The 25,197-nt window shown below is 70.7% G+C and carries 29 protein-coding genes and 2 tRNA genes; 17 read left to right on the plus strand and 14 right to left on the minus strand.

Features of this window, described 5'->3' with window-relative positions:
- Positions 1-93 precede the first annotated feature (93 nt).
- Both ACWDVW_RS28870 and ACWDVW_RS28875 read left to right on the plus strand, forming a co-directional pair.
- Positions 94-1,332: a sensor histidine kinase gene (locus ACWDVW_RS28870; RefSeq protein ID WP_449955056.1), complete on the plus strand. Its 1,239-nt coding sequence runs from the start codon at positions 94-96 to the stop codon at positions 1,330-1,332.
- Entirely contained in the window at positions 1,308-2,024 is a 717-nt protein-coding gene (locus tag ACWDVW_RS28875) for a response regulator (protein WP_449955113.1), read from the plus strand. Before ACWDVW_RS28870 ends, ACWDVW_RS28875 begins: the two co-directional genes overlap by 25 nt.
- Before the next feature lie 748 nt (positions 2,025-2,772).
- Here ACWDVW_RS28875 and ACWDVW_RS28880 read toward each other — a convergent pair.
- Complete coding sequence (locus ACWDVW_RS28880; protein WP_449955059.1) at positions 2,773-3,561, minus strand: D-Ala-D-Ala carboxypeptidase family metallohydrolase; 789 nt, start codon at positions 3,559-3,561, stop codon at positions 2,773-2,775.
- Positions 3,562-3,867: 306 nt separating this feature from the next.
- Here ACWDVW_RS28880 and ACWDVW_RS28885 point away from each other — a divergent pair, with 306 nt between their 5' ends.
- Both ACWDVW_RS28885 and ACWDVW_RS28890 read left to right on the plus strand, forming a co-directional pair.
- Positions 3,868-4,497 carry a DUF6642 family protein gene (locus tag ACWDVW_RS28885; RefSeq protein ID WP_396740235.1) on the plus strand — a complete coding sequence of 210 codons (630 nt, stop codon included), beginning with the start codon at positions 3,868-3,870 and terminating at the stop codon, positions 4,495-4,497.
- 19 nt (positions 4,498-4,516) lie between these two features.
- On the plus strand, positions 4,517-4,981 hold the full coding sequence (locus tag ACWDVW_RS28890) for a PPOX class F420-dependent oxidoreductase (protein ID WP_449955062.1): 465 nt from the start codon (positions 4,517-4,519) through the stop codon (positions 4,979-4,981).
- A gap of 51 nt (positions 4,982-5,032) precedes the next feature.
- On the opposite strand, the gene ACWDVW_RS28895 is transcribed toward ACWDVW_RS28890, so the two are convergent.
- From ACWDVW_RS28895 to ACWDVW_RS28905, 3 genes are all read right to left on the minus strand, one after another.
- Complete coding sequence (locus ACWDVW_RS28895) at positions 5,033-6,394, minus strand: M28 family peptidase (RefSeq protein ID WP_449955065.1); 1,362 nt, start codon at positions 6,392-6,394, stop codon at positions 5,033-5,035.
- 180 nt (positions 6,395-6,574) lie between these two features.
- Complete coding sequence (locus ACWDVW_RS28900; RefSeq protein ID WP_449955067.1) at positions 6,575-7,216, minus strand: NAD(P)-dependent oxidoreductase; 642 nt, start codon at positions 7,214-7,216, stop codon at positions 6,575-6,577.
- Between the two features lie 51 nt (positions 7,217-7,267).
- Entirely contained in the window at positions 7,268-8,500 is a 1,233-nt protein-coding gene (locus ACWDVW_RS28905) for a serine hydrolase domain-containing protein (protein ID WP_449955069.1), read from the minus strand.
- A gap of 74 nt (positions 8,501-8,574) precedes the next feature.
- Here ACWDVW_RS28905 and ACWDVW_RS28910 point away from each other — a divergent pair, with 74 nt between their 5' ends.
- Positions 8,575-9,171, plus strand: coding sequence for a pentapeptide repeat-containing protein (locus tag ACWDVW_RS28910; RefSeq protein WP_449955072.1), 597 nt, complete (start codon positions 8,575-8,577; stop codon positions 9,169-9,171).
- Between the two features lie 282 nt (positions 9,172-9,453).
- Here ACWDVW_RS28910 and ACWDVW_RS28915 read toward each other — a convergent pair whose 3' ends face one another.
- Positions 9,454-9,783, minus strand: coding sequence for a hypothetical protein (locus ACWDVW_RS28915; RefSeq protein WP_449955075.1), 330 nt, complete (start codon positions 9,781-9,783; stop codon positions 9,454-9,456).
- Between the two features lie 19 nt (positions 9,784-9,802).
- Positions 9,803-11,035 (minus strand): GNAT family N-acetyltransferase, encoded by a 1,233-nt coding sequence (locus ACWDVW_RS28920; protein ID WP_449955077.1) that lies wholly within the window; start codon positions 11,033-11,035, stop codon positions 9,803-9,805.
- Positions 11,036-11,150: 115 nt separating this feature from the next.
- Here ACWDVW_RS28920 and ACWDVW_RS28925 point away from each other — a divergent pair, with 115 nt between their 5' ends.
- A complete protein-coding gene (locus tag ACWDVW_RS28925) occupies positions 11,151-11,690 on the plus strand; it encodes a hypothetical protein (protein ID WP_176095038.1) in 540 nt (179 codons plus the stop codon).
- 229 nt (positions 11,691-11,919) lie between these two features.
- On the opposite strand, the gene ACWDVW_RS28930 is transcribed toward ACWDVW_RS28925, so the two are convergent.
- From ACWDVW_RS28930 to ACWDVW_RS28940, 3 genes are all read right to left on the minus strand, one after another.
- Positions 11,920-13,149, minus strand: coding sequence for a S8 family serine peptidase (locus tag ACWDVW_RS28930; RefSeq protein ID WP_449955080.1), 1,230 nt, complete (start codon positions 13,147-13,149; stop codon positions 11,920-11,922).
- 95 nt (positions 13,150-13,244) lie between these two features.
- On the minus strand, positions 13,245-13,931 hold the full coding sequence (locus tag ACWDVW_RS28935) for a DUF1028 domain-containing protein (protein ID WP_449955082.1): 687 nt from the start codon (positions 13,929-13,931) through the stop codon (positions 13,245-13,247).
- A 113-nt stretch (positions 13,932-14,044) separates the two neighbouring features.
- Positions 14,045-14,326, minus strand: a complete 282-nt coding sequence (locus ACWDVW_RS28940; protein WP_449955085.1) for a hypothetical protein — start codon at positions 14,324-14,326, stop codon at positions 14,045-14,047.
- Between the two features lie 49 nt (positions 14,327-14,375).
- Here ACWDVW_RS28940 and ACWDVW_RS28945 point away from each other — a divergent pair, with 49 nt between their 5' ends.
- Positions 14,376-15,194 carry an aminoglycoside N(3)-acetyltransferase gene (locus ACWDVW_RS28945; protein ID WP_449955088.1) on the plus strand — a complete coding sequence of 273 codons (819 nt, stop codon included), beginning with the start codon at positions 14,376-14,378 and terminating at the stop codon, positions 15,192-15,194.
- Positions 15,195-15,240: 46 nt separating this feature from the next.
- Here ACWDVW_RS28945 and ACWDVW_RS28950 read toward each other — a convergent pair whose 3' ends face one another.
- Together ACWDVW_RS28950 and ACWDVW_RS28955 are read right to left on the minus strand one after the other, a co-directional pair.
- Positions 15,241-15,600 carry a hypothetical protein gene (locus tag ACWDVW_RS28950; protein WP_449955091.1) on the minus strand — a complete coding sequence of 120 codons (360 nt, stop codon included), beginning with the start codon at positions 15,598-15,600 and terminating at the stop codon, positions 15,241-15,243.
- A 101-nt stretch (positions 15,601-15,701) separates the two neighbouring features.
- On the minus strand, positions 15,702-16,166 hold the full coding sequence (locus tag ACWDVW_RS28955) for a hypothetical protein (protein ID WP_449955093.1): 465 nt from the start codon (positions 16,164-16,166) through the stop codon (positions 15,702-15,704).
- Positions 16,167-16,393: 227 nt separating this feature from the next.
- On the opposite strand from ACWDVW_RS28955, the gene ACWDVW_RS28960 reads away from it, so the two are divergent.
- The 4 genes from ACWDVW_RS28960 (at position 16,394) to ACWDVW_RS28975 (ending at position 18,138) form a co-directional block, all read left to right on the plus strand.
- Positions 16,394-16,651: a hypothetical protein gene (locus tag ACWDVW_RS28960; RefSeq protein ID WP_449955096.1), complete on the plus strand. Its 258-nt coding sequence runs from the start codon at positions 16,394-16,396 to the stop codon at positions 16,649-16,651.
- Positions 16,652-17,219: 568 nt separating this feature from the next.
- Positions 17,220-17,417 carry a hypothetical protein gene (locus ACWDVW_RS28965; protein ID WP_117227978.1) on the plus strand — a complete coding sequence of 66 codons (198 nt, stop codon included), beginning with the start codon at positions 17,220-17,222 and terminating at the stop codon, positions 17,415-17,417.
- Positions 17,414-17,818, plus strand: a complete 405-nt coding sequence (locus ACWDVW_RS28970) for a type II toxin-antitoxin system VapC family toxin (protein WP_350697656.1) — start codon at positions 17,414-17,416, stop codon at positions 17,816-17,818. Before ACWDVW_RS28965 ends, ACWDVW_RS28970 begins: the two co-directional genes overlap by 4 nt.
- Positions 17,819-17,946: 128 nt before the next feature.
- Complete coding sequence (locus ACWDVW_RS28975; RefSeq protein WP_449955100.1) at positions 17,947-18,138, plus strand: hypothetical protein; 192 nt, start codon at positions 17,947-17,949, stop codon at positions 18,136-18,138.
- A gap of 402 nt (positions 18,139-18,540) precedes the next feature.
- Here the strand turns inward: ACWDVW_RS28975 and ACWDVW_RS28980 are convergent.
- Positions 18,541-18,614, minus strand: a tRNA-Gly gene (locus tag ACWDVW_RS28980).
- A gap of 219 nt (positions 18,615-18,833) precedes the next feature.
- Here ACWDVW_RS28980 and ACWDVW_RS28985 point away from each other — a divergent pair.
- The 6 genes from ACWDVW_RS28985 (at position 18,834) to ACWDVW_RS29010 (ending at position 24,267) form a co-directional block, all read left to right on the plus strand.
- Positions 18,834-18,907 (plus strand) — tRNA-Pro (locus tag ACWDVW_RS28985).
- 161 nt (positions 18,908-19,068) lie between these two features.
- On the plus strand, positions 19,069-20,415 hold the full coding sequence (tig, locus tag ACWDVW_RS28990) for a trigger factor (RefSeq protein WP_396752992.1): 1,347 nt from the start codon (positions 19,069-19,071) through the stop codon (positions 20,413-20,415).
- 173 nt (positions 20,416-20,588) lie between these two features.
- Positions 20,589-21,230, plus strand: a complete 642-nt coding sequence (locus ACWDVW_RS28995; protein WP_131052514.1) for a ClpP family protease — start codon at positions 20,589-20,591, stop codon at positions 21,228-21,230.
- Between the two features lie 14 nt (positions 21,231-21,244).
- A complete protein-coding gene (locus tag ACWDVW_RS29000) occupies positions 21,245-21,907 on the plus strand; it encodes an ATP-dependent Clp protease proteolytic subunit (protein WP_350700497.1) in 663 nt (220 codons plus the stop codon).
- A 205-nt stretch (positions 21,908-22,112) separates the two neighbouring features.
- Positions 22,113-23,408, plus strand: a complete 1,296-nt coding sequence (gene clpX / locus ACWDVW_RS29005) for an ATP-dependent Clp protease ATP-binding subunit ClpX (RefSeq protein WP_449955105.1) — start codon at positions 22,113-22,115, stop codon at positions 23,406-23,408.
- A 61-nt stretch (positions 23,409-23,469) separates the two neighbouring features.
- On the plus strand, positions 23,470-24,267 hold the full coding sequence (locus tag ACWDVW_RS29010) for a carbon-nitrogen hydrolase family protein (protein WP_449955108.1): 798 nt from the start codon (positions 23,470-23,472) through the stop codon (positions 24,265-24,267).
- Positions 24,268-24,273: 6 nt separating this feature from the next.
- Here ACWDVW_RS29010 and ACWDVW_RS29015 read toward each other — a convergent pair whose 3' ends face one another.
- Complete coding sequence (locus tag ACWDVW_RS29015) at positions 24,274-24,501, minus strand: hypothetical protein (RefSeq protein ID WP_350700503.1); 228 nt, start codon at positions 24,499-24,501, stop codon at positions 24,274-24,276.
- A 492-nt stretch (positions 24,502-24,993) separates the two neighbouring features.
- Positions 24,994-25,197 (minus strand): hypothetical protein (locus ACWDVW_RS29020; protein ID WP_449955111.1); only part of this gene is annotated, 204 nt, incomplete at its 5' end.

Here is a 25,197-nt window from a genome sequence, read left to right on the forward strand (position 1 = left end):
CCGGCGGTCGACACCGGCTAGACCAAGGTCGACGCCGAAGGGCCGACTTTGGTAGCTGGCCCGAGCCCTCTGCGGCTGCCTACCATTACGCCTGTGACCAGCCCCGCCGTCCCCGAACACCCGTGGCTGCTGCCCGGGGCGCTCGGCGCGACCGACCGTCGCCCCCGGCGCACCATGCGGGACTGGCTGATCGACAGCACCTGCTTCCTGATCTCGCTCGGCTGGGTGGTGCTGGCCACGTTCGACGCCCTCACGCCGGCCCCGACCTTCGCCGAGCGGCTGCCGTACGGCTGGATGATCGTCGCGGACGCGGTCCTCGGGCTGGCCTGCACGGTGGCGCTCTGGTGGCGCCGCCGCTGGCCGCTCGGGCTGGTGCTGGTGACGTTGCCGCTGACCATGGTCTCGGTCACCTCGATCGCCGCGCTGTTGATCATCTATTTCACCGTGGTGGTGCATCTGCGGACCGCGGTGGCGCTGGCGGTCACTGCGGCCGGGCTGGTCTGCAACATGTTCTTCGCCCTGTTCCGTCCCGACCCGCAGAGCACCTACTGGGCCGCCACCATCTGGGGCATGGTGATCACCCTGCTGGTGATGGCCTGGGCGATGTTCGTGCGGGCACGCCGGCAACTGGTGCTGTCGCTGCGGGAACGCGCCGAGCGGGCGGAGGCCGAGCAGCAGCTCCGGGTGGCCCAGGCCCAGCAGTTGGAGCGCACCCGGATCGCCCGTGAGATGCACGACGTGCTGGCCCACCGGATCTCCCTGCTCAGCCTGCACGCCGGTGCGCTGGAGTTCCGGCCCGACGCCACCGCCGAGGAGGTCTCCCGGGCCGCCGGGGTGATCCGGGGCAGCGCGCACGCCGCCCTCCAGGACCTGCGTGAGGTGATCGGCGTCCTGCGGGCCGACACCTCGCTGACCGCCGAGCCGGAGCGCCCTCAACCCACCCTCGACGACCTGCCCGCGCTGGTCGCCGAGTCCCGGGCCGCCGGGACCCGGGTGGACCTGCGGGACCGGGTCAGCGACCCGGAGCAGCTCCCCGCCGGGCTGGGGCGCAGCGTCTACCGGATCGTGCAGGAGGGGCTGACCAACGCCCGCAAGCACGCCGCGGGCGCGGCCGTCACGGTCGGGCTCAGCGGTGGTCCCGGCGACGGGCTGGCCGTGGAGATCCGCAATCGGTGGCCGGTGGGCGAGGTCGTGCCGGCGATCCCGGGTACCGGCACCGGGCTGGTCGGTGTCGCCGAGCGGGTCACCCTCGCGGGCGGGCGGCTGGAACACGGCCGCGACGACAGCGGCGACTTCCGGCTCGCCGCCTGGCTGCCCTGGCCGGCGTCGTGACCGCCCCGGAGCAGGTGCCGCCGGTGACGGGTCCACGTCCGATCCGGGTCCTCATCGTGGACGACGACGCGCTGGTGCGCGCCGGGCTGTCGATGATCCTCGGCGGTACGCCCGACCTGGAGGTGGTCGGGGAGGCGGCCGACGGCGGCGAGGTGGTCCAGGCGGTCGCCACCTGCCGGCCGGACGTGGTGCTGATGGACATCCGGATGCCGAGGGTGGACGGGCTGGCCGCCACCGAGGCACTGCGGGCGCTGCCCCGACCGCCGGAGGTGCTCGTGCTGACCACCTTCGACGCCGACGAGCACGTCCTGCGGGCGCTGCGGGCCGGTGCCGGCGGATTCCTGCTGAAGGACACCCCGCCCGCCGAGATCGTGCAGGCGGTGCGCCGGGTGGCGGCCGGGGAGGCGACCCTGTCACCGACGGTCACCCGGACCCTCATCACGCACGTCACGGTCGGCACCGCCAGCGATCCGCGCCAGGAGCGGGCCAGCCGGCTGCTCGACGGTCTCACCGAGCGGGAACGCGCGGTGGCGATGGCCATCGGCCAGGGGTGTACCAACGCCGAGATCGCCACCGAGCTGTTCATGAGCGTCGCCACCGTCAAGGCGTACGTCTCGCGGCTGTTGACCCGGCTCGGTCTCAACAACCGGGTGCAGGTCGCGCTCCTCGTGCACGACGCCGGGCTGGTCTGACTGTGAGGCCGGCGGCGTCGGCCGCCACTCTCGGTTAACCGGAAGCCGATCTGGTTTGAACTTTCCCGCTCGCCAGGCCGTATCAATGAGCGAGGTGCGGTGCTCAGGCGCATCGCCACCGAACTGCGGGAGGCCTGCCGTGCGAGTTGATGGTCAGTCGACGGATCCCATCGATCAGATTCTGGGCGAGTTGCCGGTCCCGACACCGTTGACCCCCGAGGATGTCCGCGTAGCGGTACGGGCGGTAGTAGTGCACGCGGCGGAGGAATGGCCCACCGGAGCCCTCTGCCGCAACGACGGCGCGAGATTCCCCTGCCGGCTGCATCGCTGGGGTCGGAAGGTACTGCTCGACCACGGGCTCAACGAACGACAGCTCGATGCCCTCATCCGGCACGGCAACCCGTTCGTCCACGTCCCTTTCCCGTTCCTGGTGAACGGGCCGCAACCGGGCCGTACCCCGGTCGCCCGTCCGGCGGGTGCCGAGCGGTCCGGCGGTCACCCGATGCGTGCGGGCGCGGCCGGATACCCGCCACGGACGAACCCCGCCGGTTACCCGGCGCGGGGCCCGGTGCCGAGGGTGGCCGCTCCGGCCGCTCGGGCCGGTGTCCGGACCCCCGGCCGGCCGGTGGCACCCCCCGCCACCGCGCCGCGCTGGCCGCGGGCGAGCTGAGCGGGCTCGTCCGCCGGTACGACGCCGGCCCGGGGCGTACGGGCATCCCCCCGCCCACGCCCGGGCCGGCGTCGCGACTCAGCGGTAGCCGGGTGCGATCCCGCACTCGGGTGCCGCCCAGTACGTGTTGTTCTCGCTGTCGTCCTGGTTGTTCTCGCGGCGCGAGTCCACGTGCACGTGCGTGTTGTGGCCCGACACCCCGGGGCCGATGATCCCGCTGAAACCGTGGTTGCGGGCCGCGCGGGCGATCTGGCACAGCGTGCTGCCGTCGGAGACGAGGTCGGCCGCGTTGCCGTAGAGGTGCTGGCTGTCCGCCGCCCCACCCACCTGGGTGTTGCAGGTGCTGCTGCGGAAGCCGCTGGTCACGGTCAGCGGCTTGTCGCCGAGGCTCTTGCGCAGCGCCTCCAGCTTCCACATCGTGCGCAGCGCGTTCTGCCGGGTCTGCGCGGCGGTCAGCGGACCACCGGTCCAGCCACCCCGGCCACAGCCGTCGTCCATCTCGTTCCAGGTGAAGTGCCGCGGGGTGCAGTCGTCGTCCTGGATCTGGTACAGCTTCCGGAATGTCTGCGGCCCGGCGACCCCGTCGGACCGTAGGCCGTACGCGGACTGGAAACGGCGTACCGCGGCGGCGGTCTTCGAGCCGTAGTGGCCGTCGAGTTCCACCACGCTGTTGTTGCCCGCCCACCCGGCGATCCGCAGTTGCAGTTCGCGGACGTCGCTGCCCGAGCTGCCCCGGGACAGCGTGCGGTTCCAGGTGTAGCAGCCGTCGGCGTGGGCCGGCGGCGCGGCGACCGCCGAGGCGATCGCGGCACCTGGCACGGCCAGGGCGAGGGCGAGGACAGCCCGCTTCATCAGATGTGCGCGCACAGAGAGTCCTCCTGCTGGGAGAGCGAATGGGGTGGCATTCCGGGACGTGCACCACCGTCCCGTGAATCCACACTCGCACCTCAACTGCCGGTTGGTGACGGTTAACGCGAATTACTCTCGGGATGATGGTTACTGGCCGGTTGACCCGTAATTCCTCCTGATTCTTTGGAATCGGGCATTCACTCCGGCCGAGGCGCAAAGCCGCCGTCGTGGGACCGAAAGTCGCAGGTGACCGCAGGACGGGTGATGTCGCCGGGCCGCGCCGGCCCGGTAACCTCAGCGCCGGGCGACGACGGGGAGGCGGGCGTGGCGCGCGGAGGCATCTTCTGCGTCGAGGGCCAGTGGCACCGGGACCTCAACGAGCGGGGCTCGGTGCTGCCCACCCTCGAACTGCTCGAACGGCTGGGCCGGGTCCGTTTCATCCACAAGGACGCGGCCACCCGCGACGAGCTGTTCTACTTCGTCGACCGCTGGCTGCTCAAGCAGTACGCCGACCACCGGCTGGGCTTCTTCGCGATGCACGGCGAGCCGAACCGGCTGTGTCTGACCGACTGGCAGTCGGTCGAGTTGACCGAGGTGGCGGAGTTGATGGCCGGGCGCTGCGAGGGCCGCCGGCTCTACTTCGGTAGCTGCTCGGTGCTGCGCGCCCCCGAGTCGGTGCTGCGGGAGTTCCTCGAGGTGACCGGCGCGGCGTTGATCTGCGGGTTCACCCGCGAGGTGGACTGGGTCGAGTCGGCGGCGTTCGAGACCGTCCTGCTCGACGTGCTGGCCAACGGCCGGCGGCACAACGCCGCCGAGTTGCGGATGGGCTCGGCGCACTGGGCGCCGCTCGCCTCGTACCTGGGCTTCCGGGTGATCTACGCCAACGGCCGCGCCTGGCGTCCCTCGGCGCGTTCCCGGGTGCCTCGCCAGCCGTCCGCAGGCCGGATCGTCTGACGGCTGGTAGAAACGAACGATGCCACGCACGATCGCTCACAACGCCCGCGTCGACCGCGACGACCTGCTCGCCTTCGTCCGTCCCCGGCACCGGGTGGTGCTGATGACCACCCGCCCGGACGGCCGCCCGCAGTCCTCGCCGGTCAGCGCCGGGGTGGACGCCGACGGCCGACTGGTGATCTCCACCTACCCGGAACGCGCCAAGGTCGCCAACATCCGCCGGGACCCCCGGGTGTCGGCGTGCGTGCTCTCCGACGACTGGAACGGGCCCTGGGTGCAGCTCGACGGCACCGCCGAGGTCCTCGACCTGCCGGACGCCCTGGAGCCGCTGGTGGAGTACTTCCGCAGCATCTCCGGCGAGCACCCGGACTGGGACGAGTACCGGGAGGCGATGGTGCGGCAGGGCAAGTCGCTGATCCGGGTGACCGTCACCTCGTGGGGGCCGATCGCCACCGGTGGCTTCCCGGCCCGACTGGCCGACTGACGACGGGCGGGACCCGGCTCTCGCCGTGCCCCGCCCGCCCCGGTGCTGGTGTCAGTGTCCGGCCGTCGCGTACGTCGCGCAGCCGATCAGCTCCATTGACACCTGCAACCGCTCCAGGCTGATGTTCTTGGCGATGGTGTCCTCCGGGCTGTGGTACGGCGGCTCCAACAGCGCCGGAGACTCCTCACCCCGCCAGGAGAAGTTCGCGCTGGCGATGCCGACCTCCTGGAACGACTGGTGGTCGCTGGCGCCGCGCTGGGTCACCGGGGAGATCTGCGGCTGGTAGCCGAGTCGCAGCGCCGCGGCGGAGACCTCGTCGGTGGCCCGGTTGGCCTGGCCGGTGAAGGAGAGCAGCCAGTACCGCGTCGCCGGGTCCCAGCTCGTGGCGACCATGTCGTTCTGGTAGACGGCGAGGATCCGGTCCCGCTCCACCTGCGGCAGCTCCCGCACGTAGTAGCGCGAGCCGATCAGACCCTGCTCCTCCGAGCCCCAGAGGCCGAACCGGACGGTGGCGTTGATCGGGATCGCCTTGAGCACCCGGGCCAGCTCCAGGCAGAGCACGGTGCCGGAGCCGTCGTCGTTGGCGCCCGGCGCGCCGATCACCGAGTCGTAGTGCGCGCTCACCATGACCACCGGACCGTTCGCGCCGGACCGCCCACGCCGCTCGGCCAGCACGTTGTACGAGGTCAGGCCACGGTGCGCGGTGGTGGCGACGGTCAGGGTGAGCGGTCCCGACGCGAGCAGCGCCCGCAGCCGGTGCTTCTGCGCCTGGGCGACGCCGACCACCGGGATGCCCAGCGGCGCGGAGGCGGAGCCGGGCAGGGTGGGCGAGAACGCCGACGCGCGGCGCGGCTCGACCAGGTCGGCCGGGAGGAAGACCACACCGGCCGCACCGGCGGCCACCGCCCGGGCCGCCAGTGCTTCCCGCTGGGCGGCGACGTAGTCCACCAGCACGATCTTGCCGGCGACGTCGGCGCTGAAGTCGGCCGCCGTACCAGCCCGCACGTCGACAACCGCGGCGGTGACCGAGGTGTCCAACGCGGCGTGGGCGCTGGCCCCGACCTGCCAGTTCAAGTCGGTGGGCAGGCCGGCGGGGGAGCTGAGCTGGGCGAGGAACTTGTCGGCCACCGGGAACGGCTGCAGCGTGGTGTCGTAGCGCAGCTTGTCGAACTGGCCCGCCAGGTAGTTCGCGGCCCGCCGCTCGGACTCGGTGCCGCCGATGCGCGGTCCGATGTCCTCGGAGAGCACCTTCAGGTGCTCCAGCGCCCGGCGGGGGGAGAGCTGGGCGATGACCTTGCGGTCCTGCGGGGTGAGCTTGGGCGGGCGGTGCGCGCCCGGTCGCTTGTCGTCGGCGGCCCAGGCCGGCGCCGGGAGCGCCACGGTGGCCGCCCCGCCGAGCGCGACGGTCAGCATGCGTCGACGGTTGAACACAGTGGAGCGGGACGATTCGTGTGAGGGTGTCACGGTGTCGTCGAGGGATGACAAGAGCAAGCCTCCTGATTCGAGGTACGGACCCGGGAGTCAGGGGTGAACATCCCGAGTCACTGCGGCTCGAATCTAACCCGCTAGCTGCTCGTTCTCAAGATCGAGGAATCAGTACGCGGCAGTGAAACGCATATTCCGGAAACGTGGGCTTTCGATTTCGTCGACCACCGCGACCGCCAGATCCTCGTAGCTGAGCGCGCTGCGGCCATCGTCGTCGGTCACTGGCTGGTCGGTGCCGGTGCGGTACCGTCCGGTGCGCTCGCCGGGATGGAACTCCAGCGGCGGCGGGGAGAGGTAGGTCCAGGTGACCCCGTCGGCAGCGGACCGGTAGACGTCCAGCGCGTCGGCCTGGCCCAGCGCGGCCTCCCGGTACTCGGCGGGGAAGTCCGGCTCGTCGAGCAACCGGCTCCCGGCGGGGCTGAGCAGGGTGGACCCGCCGCCGACGTGGATCACGCGGGGCGCGGCCGGCATCCCGCTCAGCACCTGGAGCAGCGTCCGGGCCGCGTCGGGCCAGAGCGTACGGTCGCCGCCGCCGATCGCCACCACCAGCGCGTCGGCGTCCGGCGCCACCTCGCGTACGCTGCGCTCGCTGGTGGCGTCCCCGCTGACCACCCGTACGCCCGGCGGCAGGTACGAGACGGCCTCCGGTCGGCGTACCGCCGCCACCACCCGGTGTCCCCGGTCGAACGCCTCGACGACGATGCGGGAACCCGCGGTGCCGCCCGCCCCGAACACGACGATGTTGCTCACCAGCCCAGGCTATGGACCGGGCCCGGCGTACGTCGGCGGAACGGCGATCCTTCAGCCGACCAGCGCCGAATAGACGAGTTGCCGGAGCTGCGACCGCAGCGGCCAGGTGCTCGACGGCATGAGCTGGGTGAACAGCAGCGCGGTGAGCTGCTCGGACGGGTCGACCCAGAACGCGGTGCTGGCCACCCCGCCCCAGTAGTACTCGCCGACGCTGCTCGGCAGTCGGCTCGGCACCGGGTCGTCGACCACCGCGAAGCCGAGGCCGAACCCGATGCCGTCCAGCGTCGACTCGGCGAACCCGCCCACGGACAGCGTGCCCAGGTCTGCGCCGCCGGGCAGGTGGTTGCGGGTCATCAGGCGCACCGTACGCGGGCCGAGCAGGCGTACCCCGTCGAGTTCGCCGCCGCGCAGCAGCATCTGGGTGAACCGGTGGTAGTCGCCGGCCGACGAGATCAGGCCACCGCCGCCGGAGAGCAGCGTCGGCTTCGCGTACGCCAGGTCGCCGAGCCGGTCGTGGCGGACCGCCCGACCGGTGGCCGGGTCCGGCACGTACAGCGCGGCCAGCCGCTCGGCGTCGGCCCCCGCCACGTGCCAGCGGGTGTCGGTCATGCCCAGCGGATCCAGGATCCGGTCCCGCAGGAACGTGTCCAGGCTCTGCCCGGAGACCACCTCGACCAGCCGACCGAGCACGTCGGTGGCGACCGAGTAACCCCACGCGGTGCCCGGCTGGAACAGCAGCGGCAGCTCACCGAAGACCTGGCAGGCCCCGGCCAGATCCACGTCCGACGGCGGGTACAGGTCGTACCCGGCGGCCCGGTACAGGCCGTCGACCACCGAGGTCTGCATGAAGCCGTACGTCAGCCCGGAGGTGTGGCTGAGCAGGTGCCAGATCCGGATCGGCTCGATCGCCGGCACCGTGTACGGCTTGAGCGTCGAGCCCTTCGAGTAGACCCGCATGTCGGCGAACTCGGGCAGCCAGCGGCCGATCTCGTCGGTCAGCTCGAAGTGGCCCTCCTCCCAGAGCAGCATCGCCGCGACCGAGGTGATCGGCTTGCTCATGGAGTAGATCCGCCAGAGCGTGTCCGCCTCCACCGGCGTACCCGCCTCACGGTCCCGCAACCCGTACGTCGCGCTGTGCGCGATCTCGCCGTGCCGGGTGACCAGGACCTGGAAACCGGCGAGCCGACCGTCGTCGACGTACCGGCCGAAGTGCGCGTCGATCCGGGCCAGCCGCGTCGGGTCGAGACCGACCTCGGCCGGCTCGATGCTGCGTACCATGCTCATCCGACCGAACCTACCGGCCGGTACGGGGGCCGGGAAGCGGAAGGTTGTCGGTGTCACTGGCTAGTCTCCCCCTCATGCCGGAGCCGATCGAGGGCGTCACCTTCCACGACGAGGACTGGTACGCGGAGGAGTTGACCGACCGGCACTTCGTCGGGTGCGCCTTCCACCGGGTCGACCTGACCGAGGCCACCAGCCGGGGTGCGGTCTTCGACGGCTGCACCTTCGGTGACGTGCTGTTCAACGTCTCCCGGCACGTCGATTCGGCCTTCACCCGGTGCGTGTTCACCCGCTGCAACCTGTTCGAGGCGGAGTTCACCGGCTGCAAGCTGGTCGGCAGCAGCTTCGACCGGTGCGACCTGCGTCCGCTGACCGTCGACGGCGGCGACTGGTCGTTCGTCACGCTCGCCGGTGCCGACCTGCGCGGCGCGCGCCTCACCGGCGTACGCATGCGGGAGGTCGACCTGTCCGGTGCCGACCTGACCGGCGCGACCGTGAGCGGTGGCGACCTGTCCGACGTGCAGTGGCGTGGGGCCCGGCTGTCCGGTGCGGACCTGCGCGGCAGCGACCTCTCCGGCCTGGATCCGACCGCCGTGCAGCGCTCCGGCGCGATCGTCGACGCGGTGCAGGCCGTCACGATGGCGCGAGCCCTCGGCTTCCAGGTCCTCGGCTGAGCCGTCCGGCGGCGAACTCGACACGAGGCTTCCTCCTCACCAGTGCGGTGTCCAGAAACGTTCACCGGGCCGCGCCGGGTCCAGACGACGACCGGCGGCGTTGGAGTCGGGCGTGGATACAACACCGGTATCCAGGCCCGACTCCGCCTTGCCGGACCGCCGCCTGGACCTCGCCGCGACACCGCCAACGTTCCTGGACACCGCACTAGCGGCCCGTCGGGTCGGCCGGTCGTACTCGCACATGCCGCAGAACGGTCGGCCTGGAAGTGCCGCCGCGTGCCCTCAGCGGCGGGGCAGCTCGTCGCGGGGGGTCCAGTTCCGGCGGACGATGACCATCCGGGCGGCTGCCTCGGCCAGGTCCTCGTCCGTGGGCCGGGCGGCGTCCCGGGCCCGCATCGCCGCGGTCACGTTCACCTGCGACGAGCCGGAGCCGACCAGTCCGCGCAGCCCCCGCTCGCCGTCTTCGGCCGGGCCGCCGCCGCGCCGTCCGCGCGGCGGTGGCTCACCGCCGTCGTGGACGTTCGCGGTGGTCGCCGTGGGGCCGCCGTCGGTGGGCGCGTCCGGCCCGCCGTGATGCCGGTGCCGTCGCCGTCGTCGCTCCGCGTCCGCCATCCCTTGACCGTACCCGCCGTCAGAACACCTCCAGGGCGGACGCGGCGCGGTGCCAGCCGAAGGCGGGGTCGGCGGCGGCCAGCGCCCCCGGGCGCAGCTCGCGTACCCGACCGGCGTCGGCCAGCGCGGCCAGGCCGACGCCGCCGAGGAACAGCTCGCCGAGGCAGCGTACGTCGCAGGCGAGATCGGCCGGGTCGTCGGTACGGGTGCACTCCGCCTTGTCCGGCCCACCGCGCAGCCGCCACCGGCCGGTGTTCTCGGGCAGCAGGTCGTCGTCCACCTCGATGACCACGTCGACGTCGGTGGCGTAGCGCCGGGCGGCGAGCGCGGCCGGCACGTCCACCACCCGTACCCAGAGTGCGTCGCTCATCTGGGCGACGAGCATGCGCGGTTCGTTCACCATCCGCAGCAGCGGCTCGTCCACCGCCGCCCGCCGCACCACGACCTGTCGCGTCAGGTCGATCGAGAGCAGCATCCGCCAGATCGACCGGTACGCCGCCGGGGTGGCCGCCACCACCTCCTCGACCGTGGTCACGCCCTTCGGACCGGCGTTGTTCCACTCGCTCTTGGTGCGGAACAGTCCGTAGCCGTCGACCCCGTCCAGCCCCTCGTGCAGCACCACCCGCAGCTCGGTGGCGCCGCTGCGCTGCGATTCCGGGTCCATCAGCACGTACCGCCACCAGCGTTCGTCCCGCGACGACCAGCCGGGCCGGTCGCCCCGGACCCGGTCGTAGACCGTCGCGAGGTCGGCCTGCCGGTCGGCGGGCCGGTCCAGGCGGAGCCGGCCCTCGTCCGGCGTCGGCGCCGGCAGACGAAGCTCGGTGTTCTCCCCGTTGATCATCAACCGTTGGGCGGCCAGGCCGTACCCGAAGCGGGGATAGATCCGCCCCTCGCTGGCCCAGAGCACCGCGACCGGCTCCCGCCCGGCGTCGTGGATCTCCCGGAGCTGCCGGCGCATCATCGCGCTGAGCAGGCCCTGCCGCCGGTGGGTGGGCGCGACCCCGACCAGCGTGACGTGCGCGGCCGGCATCTCGCCGCCGGGCACACCCAGTTCCCGGGTGTACGCGGCGGCGCTGGCCACCAGCTCCGACCCGTCGCGGACCAGCAGGGCGCGTTCCGGTTCGAAGATCGCCCGTTCGGTCTCGTGGGATTCGGGGTCGACCGCGTGGTGGAACAGCACGCCGAGGAAACGGCCGATGTCGTCGTAGTCCTCGGGGCGGCCGGTGCTGATGGTGGGAGCAAAGGTGTTCACCGCTCGTGTCTAGCTGATCGACGCGGGTCGGGCGACCGATTTGCGCGCTCGTTACTCTCGAAGTCTCCAGCGGTGGCCGGTGGCCGCCGCCGGTCCAGGGGGAGGGAACGACGACATGGCCGACCAGACGCAGCCGTGGGCGGAGCGCACCGTCGAGGTGCCGCCGCAGTCCGATGCGGGCATTCCGGCCCAGCGTGACCCGTACCGGCGGGGTGTGGCCTCGGTCGGTGCCCGAGCGCCGCGCACCGAGCCGTTCCCGGTGGTGGACCACGAGCCGACCGGCACCGGCTGGCCGGGCGAGCCCGCGCCGCGCCGGCCGCTGAGCTGGCACGTGGCCCAGCTCAAGCGGGGCGGGGAGTGGAGTGCGGCCGGCGCGCTGGTCGCGTTCGTGTGCTGGGGGATCTGGGCGATCTCGGGCGGCGGTGACCTGGTCGGCCCGTTCCTGATCTTCATCCTGAGCCTGCTGGTCGGGGCGGGTCTGTTCGCGCTCACCCGGCTGATCGGCCGGTTGGTGCTGGAACGGCAGCTCGGTCGGGTACGCCGCAGCGCCCGTGGCGCGCACCTGGTCACGGCGATCTTCCTGACCGGTCTGGGCATCGCCTACCTGCAGCAGACCCAGTGGATCGTGGACGCCTGGAACTGGCTGTTCAGCTGAGCCCGACGCCGCGACGGGACACCGTGCGGACACCGGGCGGGCCGACCGTACGGCCGACCCGCCCGGAAGCGGTCGCGCAGCCCGCGACCGAGGTCGTCACTCCACCAGGACGGCGGCCTGCTTACCCGGCGTGACGCGGTTCATCCCCGGTGCGCGGCACCCGTCCGTGCTTTCCGCCCGCTGGGCACGCGCGGCAGGCCCCGGCGCGGTGCGACCGGTCATCGGCCGGTCACGGACCGCAGTAGAGCAGGCGGTTCGGTGTGCCGCTGCTCACCCCGCCGACCACGCCGACCGTGGCCCGCCCGGTCAGGTAGGTGGCGACCTGCGCCGGGCTCCACCCGGGGTTGGCCTGTAGGGCGAGGGCGGCGCATCCGGCGACGTGCGCGGTCGCCGGTGAACCGCCGCTGATGGTGGCGGTGGCGGTGTCCGTGGTGTGCCAGGTCGAGGTGATGTTCGCGCCCGGCGCGTACAGGTCGAGGCACGAGCCGTAGTTGCCCGACGGCATCCGGGCGTCGGTGATCGTGGTGCCGGCGGCGGTCAGCGCGGCCGGCACCCGGCCGGGCGAGTAGGCGCAGGCGTTGCCGTTGGCGCTGCCGGCGGTCACCGCGTAGCTGATGCCCGACGCGATCGAGCTGGTCACGGCCGCGTCCAACGCGCTGCTCGCGGCCCCGCCCAGCGCCAGCACCGCCACCGCCGGTCGGACCGCGTTCGCGGTCACCCAGTCCACCCCGCCGATCACCTGGGCGATGCTGCCGCTGCCCGCACAGTTGAGCACCCGCACCGGGTGCAGCCGCACCCGCTTGGCCACCCCGTGCAGCGTGCCGCCGACCGTGCCGGCCAGGTGGGTGCCGTGCCCGTTGCAGTCGTCCGCCGGCAGGCCGTCGACCAGGTCCACGCCGGTGCCGACCCGTCCGCCGAAGTCCCGGTGGGTGCCGCGCACCCCGGTGTCGATCACGTACGCGCGCACGTCCGGCGCGGTGTTCGGGTACGCGTACCGGCCGTCCAGGGGTAGGTTCCGCTGGTCGATCCGGTCCAGTCCCCAGGACGGCGGGTTGAGCTGCACCCCGGGGTCGGCCAGCGTCACGATCCGGTTCTGCTCGACGTAGGCGACCGCCGGGTCGGCGGCGAGTCGACGGGCGGCCGGCTCGGTCAGGCGTACCTCGAACCCGCGCAGCGCCGCGGTGAAGATCCGATCGACGCGTCCGGCGTACCGGTCGGCCAGCCGGTCGGCGACGGCTGCCGGCGCGACTCCGGTACGCGTCGTGGTGTCGTCGCGGAGCACGACGAGGTAGCTGCCGGCGACGGCGGTGGCCGCGTCGGCGTACCTGATCTCGCCGGTGGCCGGTGCCCCGGCGGCCGGCGTGCCGGTCAGCGGGACCAGGACGGCGGTGGTGAGCAGGGCGGCGAGGGACGCGCGGGTGACGGCCGGACGTCGCCGGAACGGACGGGGGAGTGGCATGGGTCCTCCTCCTGGCTGCGCCCCCGGCCGGGTTCTCCGGTGGAGGCGTCGACGGTAGCCAGGATGGTACCCAGATATCTACGAACGTGGATTGATCAGATGCTTCGGCCGAGGATCCCGCGGGCGGCCTCGCCCATCGGGTCCTCCCGGGTGGGCAACTTCCGGATCGCCTCCACCATCTCGTCGTGGAAGACCTCGAACAGCCGGTGCAGCTCCTTCGCCGGGTGGTCGGCGTCGTCGACCCGCAGGTCCCACAGCGGGTACGGCTGGTCGCCGATCACCGTGACGGTCGCCGACCGCGAACCCGCCCGGTCGCCACCGGCCTGCTCGCCCACCTGGATCGCCCGCAGCAACCGCTCGGCCAGCTCCAGGTCGGGATTGTCCAGGAACATCTCCACGACCCCGTCGAGCGGATCCGGCCCGACCAGCCGGTTGCCCTGCGCCGCGTAGCCCGGCCCGACCCGGTGGCCGGACCAGTCCAGCGTGCGCTCGCCGGTGAAGGCGTAGGAGCGGCCCTGATTGTCGACCATGCCGACCTGCCGCACCTCGCGACCCGGGTCCCGGGCCAGCACCTCGTCCACCACCTCCTGCGGCGACCGGCCCTCGGCGAGCATCGGCAGGCCGTCGTACGCCAGGATCGGGTTGGTCACGGCCTGGGTGGCCACGGCCCCGGCACCGGCGAGGACATGGGTCACCAGCTTGCCGACTCCGGGCTTGGCGGTGAGCGCGGCGACGCCCAGCTCACCGGTGCGCCGACAGCGGGCCACGATCGAGAAGGTCACGGCCGGTGCCTACCCGGCCTCGCCTTCCGGCACTCGTCGCCTTCCGGGTGACGCACCGAGTCACCGTCACCGCACCTGCACTGCTGTCGGCTGTGCCGCCTCGGCGGAGCCCGTCACTCCGCCAGGTAGCCGGTCGCCGGGTCGATCTCGGCGAGGAACTCCCGGATCGCCTGCACCACCTCGTCCCGGGTCAACGCGAGCCCGCCCGAGTTGGTCAGTCCGAAGCCGTACTCGTGCGGCCCGCTGAGCCAGTCGAAGTCGTACGACCCCGGCCGACCGGCCTGCGTACTCACCCGGAACTGCTCACCGTCGACGGTCAACAACACCGACTCCCGGTCGTCGTGCTCCGGCCGCAGGTGCTCCGGCACCAGACCCGGCTCCGGCTCGTCCGACATGCCCGCTCCCTTCCCGCCTGAACTGCTGTTCGGGCATAAACTGTGTCCGATGGACCAGGCGAGACCGCACACCGTCCAGTCGATCAGCGCCGACCTGCGTGCGCTCGGGGTCGACGCGGGTGACGTCCTGATTCTGCACTCGTCCAACCGCAGCCTCGGGTTCGTCGCCGGAGGCATCGAGGCTCTGGTGCACGCCCTGCTGGCGACGCTCGGTCCGCACGGCACGCTCGTCGTACCCACGCACACACCCCACAACACGGACCCGGCCGGCTGGCAGCATCCGCCCGTACCCGAGCCGTGGTGGCCGGTGATCCGCGAGCAGACCCCCGGCTTCGACCCGTCCCGTACGCCCAGCCGCTGGATGGGTGCCGTTCCCGAGGTGGTGCGTACCTGGCCGGGCGCCCGGCGCAGCACTCACCCGCAGTTCTCCTTCGCCGCCCTCGGCGCGGACGCCGCCGAGATCGTGGCCAGACACCGCCTGGACGACGGCCTGGGCGACCACTCACCGCTCGGCGCGGTGTACCGGCGCGACGGCAAAGTCCTCCTGCTCGGCTGCGGCTACGACTCCAACACCTCGCTGCACCTGGCCGAGTGGCGGCAACCCTCGTCCCCACGCGCCGCCACCGGCTCCTCGGTCCGCCAACCGGACGGCACCAGCCACTGGACGACCTGGGTCGACATCGTCACCGACGAGAGCGACTTCGTCCGCCTCGGCGACGACTTCGAGGCCACCGGCGCGGCGACGATCGGTCGGGTCGGAAACGCCACGGCCCGGCTGATGTCCCAACGGGCGCTCGTCGACTTCGCCACCACCTGGATGGCCGCCCACCGCCAGACCGAGAACGACGCCAGCTCCGACCGGAGCTGACACCGGCCGAGCGTCCTGACATCGACGATCGCTCGCCCCGCGCTCGTCAGAGCCCCACGTGATGCTCAGGAGCAGTCTGACGCCGGGCGCGATGCTCTCGGACCCAGTAGGTGACCATGATGGCCAACGCGCCGAGTAGGAGCACGGCGCCGACCCACTGGCTCGGAGTGCGCCATGTGCTGGGAGTGACCTCGGTCAGGTTTCCCAGCCCCAGCAGCGCGTAGAAGCCCATGCATGCTGCCCCGGCGGCCCACAGGCGGGGATGATGCATCGTCCGTTCGAACAGCCGCACCGTTGACCTGTGTCGGCTGTGGACGGCCAGCCAGGCGGCGCACCCGACGAGGGCGACAGCGGCGGTAGCGAGCAGGAGGTCCGCGGCTGTTGCGTCCGCCTCGTGGATCGTCACGGGCATCACGGTAGCGGTGGCGCACACCTGCTGACGTCAGGCATGAACAGCCCGGCCGTGACACCGCGCCACGATGCGGGCGGACCGGGTGCAGACGCCGGTCACGCAAGATCGCCGTAGAAGTCCTCGTCATCGTCGTCCGGCGGCAACGGCGTCCGCCGCCACAGGTCGACGAGGAACGTCTGGGCGTCGCCGTATCCGCTCCGATGGACCCGGACGCCGTACACCCCGGACCCTCGCGGAAGCGTGACCTCCGCCGCTGCTCCGGCGGTGATCTGCTCGACGAGCAGTTCTCCAGTCGGACAGTGCAGCACGAACTGTCGAGACCCGTCCCACGAGCCACGATCAGGCTCGGGCTCGCCGCTCCAGATCCTTAGCTCAAGACTCACCGCCAGCGGATCCGCCGGGGCCCGCACGACGATCTGGTACGTGGACGCACCGGCCACCTGACCCTCCGAATCCCGGTACGACTCCCCGTCGTCACCGGCATCGCACCACGCGTCCCGAAGGATGAAGTGCCCGTAGAGAATGCTGACCACGATGCGACGTACGGCGAGAGGCTCCATACGGGCGAAGGCTGGCACCACCGTCCGACAGTCCTGGAACCCGGGCTACTGACACGTGGCCGCCACGGCGGGGTGGTTGTCTGGCGGCTTGCCATCCCGCACCTGCTTTCCGGTCGTGTGGACCGGTGATCCCCGACGGCCCGGGTGGTTGAATCACCGATCAGCATGATGGCATCGACCACCTATCGTGTTCTAGAACCCGTACCCGCTGTGAGGAGAGGTCGCTGATGGCTCGCCGTGAACGCGCCGAAACCGTCCCCACCGTGTCGACCGGCATCGGCCTGCTGCCCGCCCTCGGCGTTGCCCTCGCCGTCTTGTGGCCGGTATTCACCGGTGCACTGTGGGCGGCGCCTCTGTCTGGCTTGGTGGCGTGGGCGGCGATCGGAGTGTGGCGGCTCGTCCAGATGCAGGGCATGGTCGTCAACCATCTGCACTGGCGTGACGTGGAGATGCCAACGGGCAGCAGCGAGCAGGAGACGCCGTGAACGGGAGCGAGAAGCTGTCTGCGGGCGGCTTGGCACGGGTCGCATAGGCGCACGTGATCGGGAAAGCCGCCGAGCGCGGACCACCGTCGTTCTGTCTGCCGGGCAGACGGTCCGCGTTCGCCCCGCCTGGCGGCGTCCGGCGGCCCCATCCCAATCGCGGTTCTTGTCATGCCGGGCAGCCGTCACGAGATCGAGCACCTACGCCGTGTCCTGACTAGGCCCCTGTTCGGCCAGCGTGGACCTTGCCTCATTCGTGACCTGCTCTAGCTGGCCGGCGGTGAGGCGTCGGGCGTCCCAGATCACTGCGGCCGCGTCTTCTGCGGCTGGGCTGACGATTGTCGTTCCGCTGGCTTCGAGGCCGGTCAGAGCGGCCAGGTCGGCGGCGGGCATGGCCAGCAGGGCGGCGAAACTGGCGACCAGGTCGGCGCTCAGCTCCTTGCGGCTTGCCGCCCCCGGCCCGACGGGCGGCTTGTCGAGCCGCTGGCCTTCCGCGCGTTTGAGTGCGGGTGGTGTCGGTGCTGATCGTGCGACAATGAGTGGCGGTGTGTGGTGGAGGAGGTGAGTCGTGATGTCGAGTAATGCGGAGCGGATGCCCGAGTGGCCGACCGCTGAGCATGTGCCGGTGGAGGAGTTGGCCCGTCGTCAGGGTGTTCGGCCGGTCGCCTCCGTCGACGACCTGGCTCGGCCGGACCTGTTCGAGTCCGACGACGAGTTGGACGAGTTCCTGGCCGACCTGTACGCCTCTCGGCGGGCCAGCGCGGCGTGAGTCCGGTCGTCCTGGACACCGACGTGGCGTCGGCGATCCTGAGGGGTCGGCTGCATGACCGGCTTCGTGCCCGCTTAGCGGGTAAGACCCTGTGCATCACGTTCGTCACGCTCGGGGAGCTGACCAAGTGGACCGCGCTGCGGAGCTGGGGGCCGCGCAAGCTGGCCGACCTCGCACAGTGGCGATCCGGCGTGGTGGTGCTGCCCTTCGATGAGTCGGTGGCGACGACCTGGGGGCACCTCCAGGCGCGCGCGCAGCATCGCGGGCGCCCCCGCCCGACGAATGACTCCTGGATCGCGGCCTGCTGCCTGGTCGACCGCCTGCCGCTGGCGACCTTCAACAGCAAGGACTACGCCGACTTCGCCGAGTACGACGGGCTACGCCTGTTCGACGTCTCGTAGCTTCACCGCCCCGACCGCGACGGCGACCAACCACCGTTGCGACCGTCACGGCACCAGCGTTGGCCCGAGTCACCTGGTCGACTCGAAATCGCTGTGAGAAGACGATCGAAGTCTCCTACCGTGGAGCCATGCGGCGTCGTCACGATCGAATTCGACGTGAAATCGGGTCGTTCATGAAGGCGTACGGACGTGTGAGGGCTGGCACCGGCAGCGACCCCAACGACCGCCAATACAGCCGCAAGCTCGAAGCCGAGATCAAGCGGATGAGGCCGGAAGACCTCGATCGCCTGCTACGTGACGACGACATCGAGGATGCCTGACCTTCGTTGACCCTCGTATCCACGCGGCTGTTCACGCCGACGGGCGAGCCTCGGTGACCACGTACCTCTCGCGAGCGGGGCGAGTAGTTGCGGCCGCGCGGACGGGGCGTTGGTCTGTCTGCCCGCTTGATGGTCCGTGTTGCGGCGCCGGGCGGCGTTGCGGGTGTTCGGCCGGTACGGCTCTCTGCCGCGTTGGTGGCCGGGCGCGACCCGTCCGGAGCGGGTGAAAGCGTCGGCGTCCTGGTCGGGCTGGCTGGCCGGAAGCGGGCAATCGGGTGGTGACGCTGTTGGCGGCGGCACGGACGGTGCTACGGGCACTCCAATGGCACGCAAGATCAAAGAGGGCTGAAACGACAGCGGCCCAGGTTGGGCGAGAACGCCGCTGACCTGGGCCGGTGGTGCTGGAGCGGGCGACGAGAATCGAACTCGCACCGTCAGTTTGGAAGACTGAAGCTCTGCCATTGAGCTACGCCCGCGTACACCCCGACGGATCAGGGCGCGCCGACAGCGTACCCAATGCGCGTCTGCCCCGCGCGGCCGTATCCGGCGCGGCGCCCACGCGGTCGTCAGCGCGGCGGTACGGATGGCCGGTGATGGTGGGTAAAGGCCGCGATGTCCTGTTCATCCCGTTCGGCGCGTTGGGTGACGCCCCGGCATCCCTTTGTCGGACCGACGGCATAGACTGCACGTCGCCACGGGGTGTGGCGCAGCTTGGTAGCGCACTCGCTTTGGGAGCGAGGGGCCGTGGGTTCAAATCCCGCCACCCCGACTGCCGCTCGCGGCCGGGTCGTCCCGGGCGCCGGTCACCGTTCCGGGTCCTGCCGTTCGTGCGGTTCCCGGGCGCTGCCGGCCCGCCGTGCCGGCTCGCCTACACTCTATGGGCTGTAAGAGCGCCCCAGAGACAACCGAGATCCGTCAAGGAGTACGCCTGTGAAGAGCACCGTCGAGACTCTGAGCCCGACGCGCGTGCGGCTCGCCATCGAGGTGCCGTTCGTCGAGCTCGAGCCGAGCCTCAAGAAGGCGTACCGGGAGATCGGTCAGCAGATCCAGATTCCCGGCTTCCGCCGGGGCAAGGTCCCGTCCGCGATCATCGACCAGCGGGTGGGCCGGGGCACCGTGCTCAACGAGGCGGTGCAGGAGGCGATCCCGCAGAACATCCTGAGCGCGGTCCGCGAGCACGACCTCAAGACCCTGGGTCGTCCCGAGGTGGAGATCACCGAGTTCAACGACGGTGACTCGCTCAACTTCACCGCCGAGGTCGACGTCCGGCCGGAGATCACCCTGCCCGACCTGGCCAGCATCGAGGTCACCGTCGACGAGCTCAAGATCGACGACAGCGAGATCGACGAGCAGGTGAAGAGCCTGCGCGAGCGCTTCGCCACCCTCAAGACCGTGGAGCGGCCGGCCGCCGAGGGCGACTACGTGCAGATCGACCTGCGGGCGACCGTCGACGGCGAGGAGGTGCCGGGCGGCTCGGCCAGCAACATCTCCCACGAGGTGGGCAGCAAGCAGCTCCTGCCGGGCCTGGACGAGGCCGTGGTCGGCCTCTCCGCCGGCGAGGACACCACCTTCACCACCCAGCTCGTCGGCGGCGACTTCGCCGGTCGGGACGCCGACGTGGCGGTGACCGTGCGGACGGTCAAGGAGAAGGAGCTGCCCGAGCTGGACGACGACTTCGCCCAGCTCGCCAGCGAGTTCGACACCATCGGTGAGCTGCGCGACGACCTGCGTGAGCGGGTCACCCGGGGCAAGCGGGTCGAGCAGATCTACGCCGCCCGGGACAAGGCCCTGGAGCAGCTCGTCGAGGTCGCCGACGTGCCGGCGCCGGAGGGTGTCATCCGCGACGAGGTGGAGAGCCGCAAGCAGGCCATGGTCGACCAGCTCGAGCGCATCGGCGCCTCGATGGAGGACTACCTCTCCGCCGAGGAGAAGACCGAGGAGCAGATCGACGCCGAGCTGACCGAGGCCGCCACCCAGGGCGTCAAGGTCCAGCTGCTGCTCGACACCCTGGCCGACGCCGAGGACACCCAGGTCTCCGACGACGAGTTCGGCCACGAGATCGTGCACCGCGCCCAGCGCGCCGGCATGGCCCCCCAGCAGTACTACGACCAGCTGGTCCGCTCCGGCACGGCCGGCGCGGTCTACGGCGACGTGCGGCGGGGCAAGGCGCTCGCCTCGGTCATGGAGCGCGTCAAGATCAAGGACTCGGCCGGCAACGAGGTGAGCCTCGACGCTCTCCGTGAGGCGAGCGAGCAGGAGCACGCGCACGAGCACTGATCGCGGGGGTGGGCCACCGTCCGCCGGTAGCGGTGGGTGGTGGCCCGATTCCTTTACCGGGTACGCCTTGCGGGGGGTCCTGCGCTGAGAGCGAACAGTGCCCGGACCGGGACTCTGCCGCCCGGTGCAGCGGTTAGTGTCGGACACGACGGTACGGAGAGCGAAGGGCTGCCATGACCGACATGCACATCCCAGCGAAGCCGCTCCGGGCGATCGACGCCCGTGGCGGTGACACCATTGGCAACCTCGACGACTCGGTCTACAACCGGTTGCTCAAGGAGCGGATCGTCTTCCTGGGCAGCGAGGTGACCGACCAGGTCGCCAACCGCATCTGCGCGCAGCTGCTGCTGCTCGCCGCGGAGGACCCGGACCGCGACATCAACCTCTGGATCAACTCGCCCGGTGGCTCCGTCTACTCGGGTATGGCGATCTACGACACCATGCAGTTCATCGACAACGACGTGTCGACCGTGGCGATGGGCATGGCGGCGTCCATGGGCCAGTTGCTGCTCTGCGCGGGCACCAAGGGCAAGCGCTACGCCCTCCCGCACGCCCGGATCATGATGCACCAGCCCTCCGGTGGCATGGGCGGCACTGCGGCCGACATCGCGATCCAGGCCGAGCAGATGCTCTACACCAAGCGGATGTTCCAGGAGCGGGTCGCCTCCCACACCGGCCAGTCCCCGGCGCAGATCGAGGCGGACTCGGACCGCGACCGTTGGTTCACCGCCCAGGAGGCCGTGGACTACGGCTTCATCGACAAGGTGATCACCGGGGCCGCCCAGGTTCCCGAGGGCGCCGGGACCCTGAGCTGATCGAGGAGCAGACGATGACCGACCTGAGCCTGCCGCCACAGTTCGCGGCCGTGCACAACCGCTACGTCCTGCCGTCGTTCGTGGAGCGCACGTCGTACGGGGTCAAGGAGTCCAACCCGTACAACAAGCTCTTCGAGGACCGGATCATCTTCCTCGGCGTCCAGGTGGACGACGCGTCGGCCAACGACGTGATGGCCCAGCTGCTCACCCTGGAGGGGACCGACCCCGACCGGGACATCATCATGTACATCAACTCGCCCGGTGGATCGTTCACCGCCATGACGGCGATCTACGACACCATGCAGTACGTCCGGCCGGACATCCAGACCGTGTGCCTGGGTCAGGCCGCGTCCGCCGCCGCCGTGCTGCTGGCGGCGGGCACCCCGGGCAAGCGGATGGCGCTGCCGAACTCGCGGATCATCATCCACCAGCCGGCCACCGAGGGCGGCTACGGGCAGGGCTCGGACATCGAGATCCAGGCCCGGGAGATCCTGCGGATGCGGACCCAGCTGGAGGAGATGCTCTCCCGGCACTGCAACCGCGCGGTCGACCTGGTGCGCAAGGACATCGACCGTGACAAGATCATGACGGCCGAGGAGTCCCGTGAGTACGGGCTGGTCGACACGATCCTCACCAGCCGCAAGAAGGGACTGCTGGCCGCCAACTCGGCCGGCTGACCGGTACCGGGTCAGAGGCCGGCGGGGTCTGTCGCCCGCCGGCCTCTGACACACCCGTTTTGGGGGTCGGAGAAAACTCCGACAGCGGGTAACGTCGGGTCCGTACCACTTAGCCGGGCGACCGGCGGGGTAAGAAGACGGGCGGAGCGGAAGCGTCCGCAGGTCGTGGCCGGGGCTCCGGCCGATGAGTGCAGGGAGAACGTAGGTGGCACGGATCGGTGACGGTGGCGACCTACTCAAGTGCTCCTTCTGCGGTAAATCGCAGAAGCAGGTCAAGAAGCTCATCGCGGGCCCTGGGGTCTACATCTGCGACGAGTGCATCGATCTCTGTAACGAGATCATCGAAGAGGAGTTGGCCGAGTCCGGCGAGGTGAAGTGGGAAGAGCTTCCCAAGCCGATGGAGATCTGCCAGTTCCTCGACAACTACGTCGTGGGGCAGGAGCAGGCCAAGAAGGCGCTCGCGGTGGCGGTCTACAACCACTACAAGCGCATCCAGGCCGAGGCGGCCGGCGCACCGGGCTCCGGTAACGACGGCGTCGAGCTGGCCAAGTCGAACATCCTGCTGCTCGGCCCGACCGGGTGCGGCAAGACGCACCTGGCCCAGACGCTGGCACGGATGCTCAACGTCCCGTTCGCGATCGCCGACGCCACCGCCCTCACCGAGGCCGGTTACGTCGGCGAGGACGTGGAGAACATCCTCCTCAAGCTGATCCAGGCCGCCGACTACGACATCAAGCGCGCCGAGACCGGGATCATCTACATCGACGAGGTCGACAAGATCGCCCGGAAGTCGGAGAACCCGTCGATCACCCGGGACGTCTCCGGCGAGGGTGTGCAGCAGGCGCTGCTCAAGATGCTCGAAGGCACGGTTGCCAACGTTCCCCCGCAGGGCGGTCGGAAGCACCCGCACCAGGAGTTCATCCAGATCGACACCACCAACGTGCTGTTCATCTGCGGTGGTGCCTTCGCCGGGCTGGACCAGATCATCGAGGCGCGTACCGGTCACGGTGGCACCGGCTTCGGTGCCCGTCTCCGGGCCGTCTCCGAGCGGTCCACCGACGACATCTTCAGCCAGGTCATGCCGGAGGACATGCTCAAGTTCGGGCTGATCCCCGAGTTCATCGGCCGGCTTCCGGTGATCACCAGCGTGCGCAGCCTCGACCGCAGCGCGCTGGTCCGCATCCTCACCGAGCCCCGCAACGCGCTGGTGCGCCAATACCAGCGCCTCTTCGAGCTGGACGGCGTCGAGCTGGAGTTCGAGCACCCGGCGCTGGAGGCGATCGCCGACCAGGCGATGTTGCGTGGCACCGGTGCCCGTGGCCTGCGGGCGATCCTGGAGGAGGTCCTGCTCTCCGTGATGTACGAGGTGCCCAGTAACCCTGACGCCGCCCGGGTGCTCATCAGCCGCGAGGCGGTGCTGGAGAACGTGAACCCGACCATCGTGCCGCGTGAGTTCACCGGTCGTCGGGCGCGGCGCGAGCGCGAGGAGAAGTCGGCCTGAGTCGGCCGGTGCCAGGTTCTCGCGCTGCCGTCGACGGCAGTTCGGTCGTACGCTGGCAGACATGCGCGTCGCTGTCTGCCAGCTGAACTCCCGGGACGACCGGAAGGCAAACCTGGTCGCCGCGGAGGCCCTGATCGACCGCGCGGCCGATGCCGGCGCCGACCTGGTGCTCCTCCCCGAGTACGTCGACTATCTCGGCCCGTCGGCGGGGATGCCCGCAGCGGAGCCGGTCGACGGCGAAGTCGGTCGGTTCTTCGCCGACGTCGCCCGCCGACGCGGCGTCTGGTTGATCGCCGGCTCCTTCCACGAGTCCGGCCCGGATCCCGAGCACACCTGGAACACCACGCTGGTCTTCGACCGGTCCGGCACGCTTGCCGCCAGCTATCGCAAGATCCACCTGTACGACGTGGAGATCCCCGGTCGCGTCTCGTACCGGGAGTCGGCCACGGTGGCCCCCGGTGACCGACCGGTGGTGGTGGACGTCGAGGGCGTACGCGTCGGCCTGTCGATCTGTTACGACTTGAGGTTCCCGGAGCTGTACCGGCAGCTCGCCTCCGATGGAGGTGCACACCTGCTGGTGGTGCCGGCGGCGTTCATGATGCACACCGGCCGCGACCACTGGGAGGTGTTGTTGCGCGCTCGCGCGATCGAGAACCAGTGCTTCGTCGCGGCGGCCGGCCAGACCGGCGACCACGAGCCAGCCCGCACCTGTTACGGCCGGAGCATGGTGGTCGACCCCTGGGGTTCGGTGCTGTCCCAGGTGCCTGACGGCCCGGGGTTCGCGGTGGCCGATCTCGACCTGGACCGGTTGGCGCGCATCCGCGCCGAGCTGCCGAGTCTGGCCAACCGACGGATGTGACCGTCGCTATCCCTGGAGCAGGACGCCCACCAGCGCGAAGCCGGCGATAGCGGCGGCGGTCACCAGGAGCGCGGTGCTCATCCGCGATGGGCCGCGCCGCACCAGGCGCCCGATCGAGGCCACCACCGCGAACAGCACGAACGCACCGATGATCAGCTGCCAGAACGGCAGGAGGAGCCCGAGCAGCGCGTCCTCGGCGAGGACCGGACTGGCGGGCCGGGACACGTCATCCATGCCAGACACTCTGGCACGTCCGGGCCTGCCACGGTCGTCGCTGACAGGACAGGTTCCACCGCAGGTGGTCGCGGGACGACGGGAGAGACCCGCGAGCGATCGTCACCATCGACAGACCCTGATTTGCCTTCTCCGGGACGTCCGCGTAACTTTCTCTCTGCACGGGGAAGGCCGGGGCAAACCGGCCGACAACGGGCGCCAGGACCGGATCGACGGAGTCGATCTGGGACTGAGACCGGGCGGTGCGAAAGGCTCCATGAGACGGAGTTGCGATCGCGAAGCCGACCGGGTAGAGTTTCGAAGCCGGCAGGGAGCCGGGCGGGTCACCAGAGAATGGTGATCGGCCGGTCTTGCCGCTTCCCGCGACAGAAACGACCGCCCGATGGGCGTGCGTCAGCGCGGACCCGAGCAAGCTACGAAGTAAAAGCCTGAATCTTCAGGTTGCGCTACGAGAGCGGCTCAGATAGTTTGGAGCGGTTGCCCCAGACGCGGTCAGGCAAAAGCAGGACCGCAGTGTGGTGTGTGGTTGTTCTTTGAGAACTCAACAGGGTGCTTGATAAGCCAGTGCCAAATTGTTTTATGATGCCCCGTGCCAACTTTCGGGTTGGTGGGGATTCCTTTGGCAACATTTGTTTGTTGCTGGGGTTTGCTTTTCCAATAGGTTTTTGTTGGAGAGTTTGATCCTGGCTCAGGACG

This window comes from Micromonospora sp. NPDC003241, assembly GCF_053589795.1.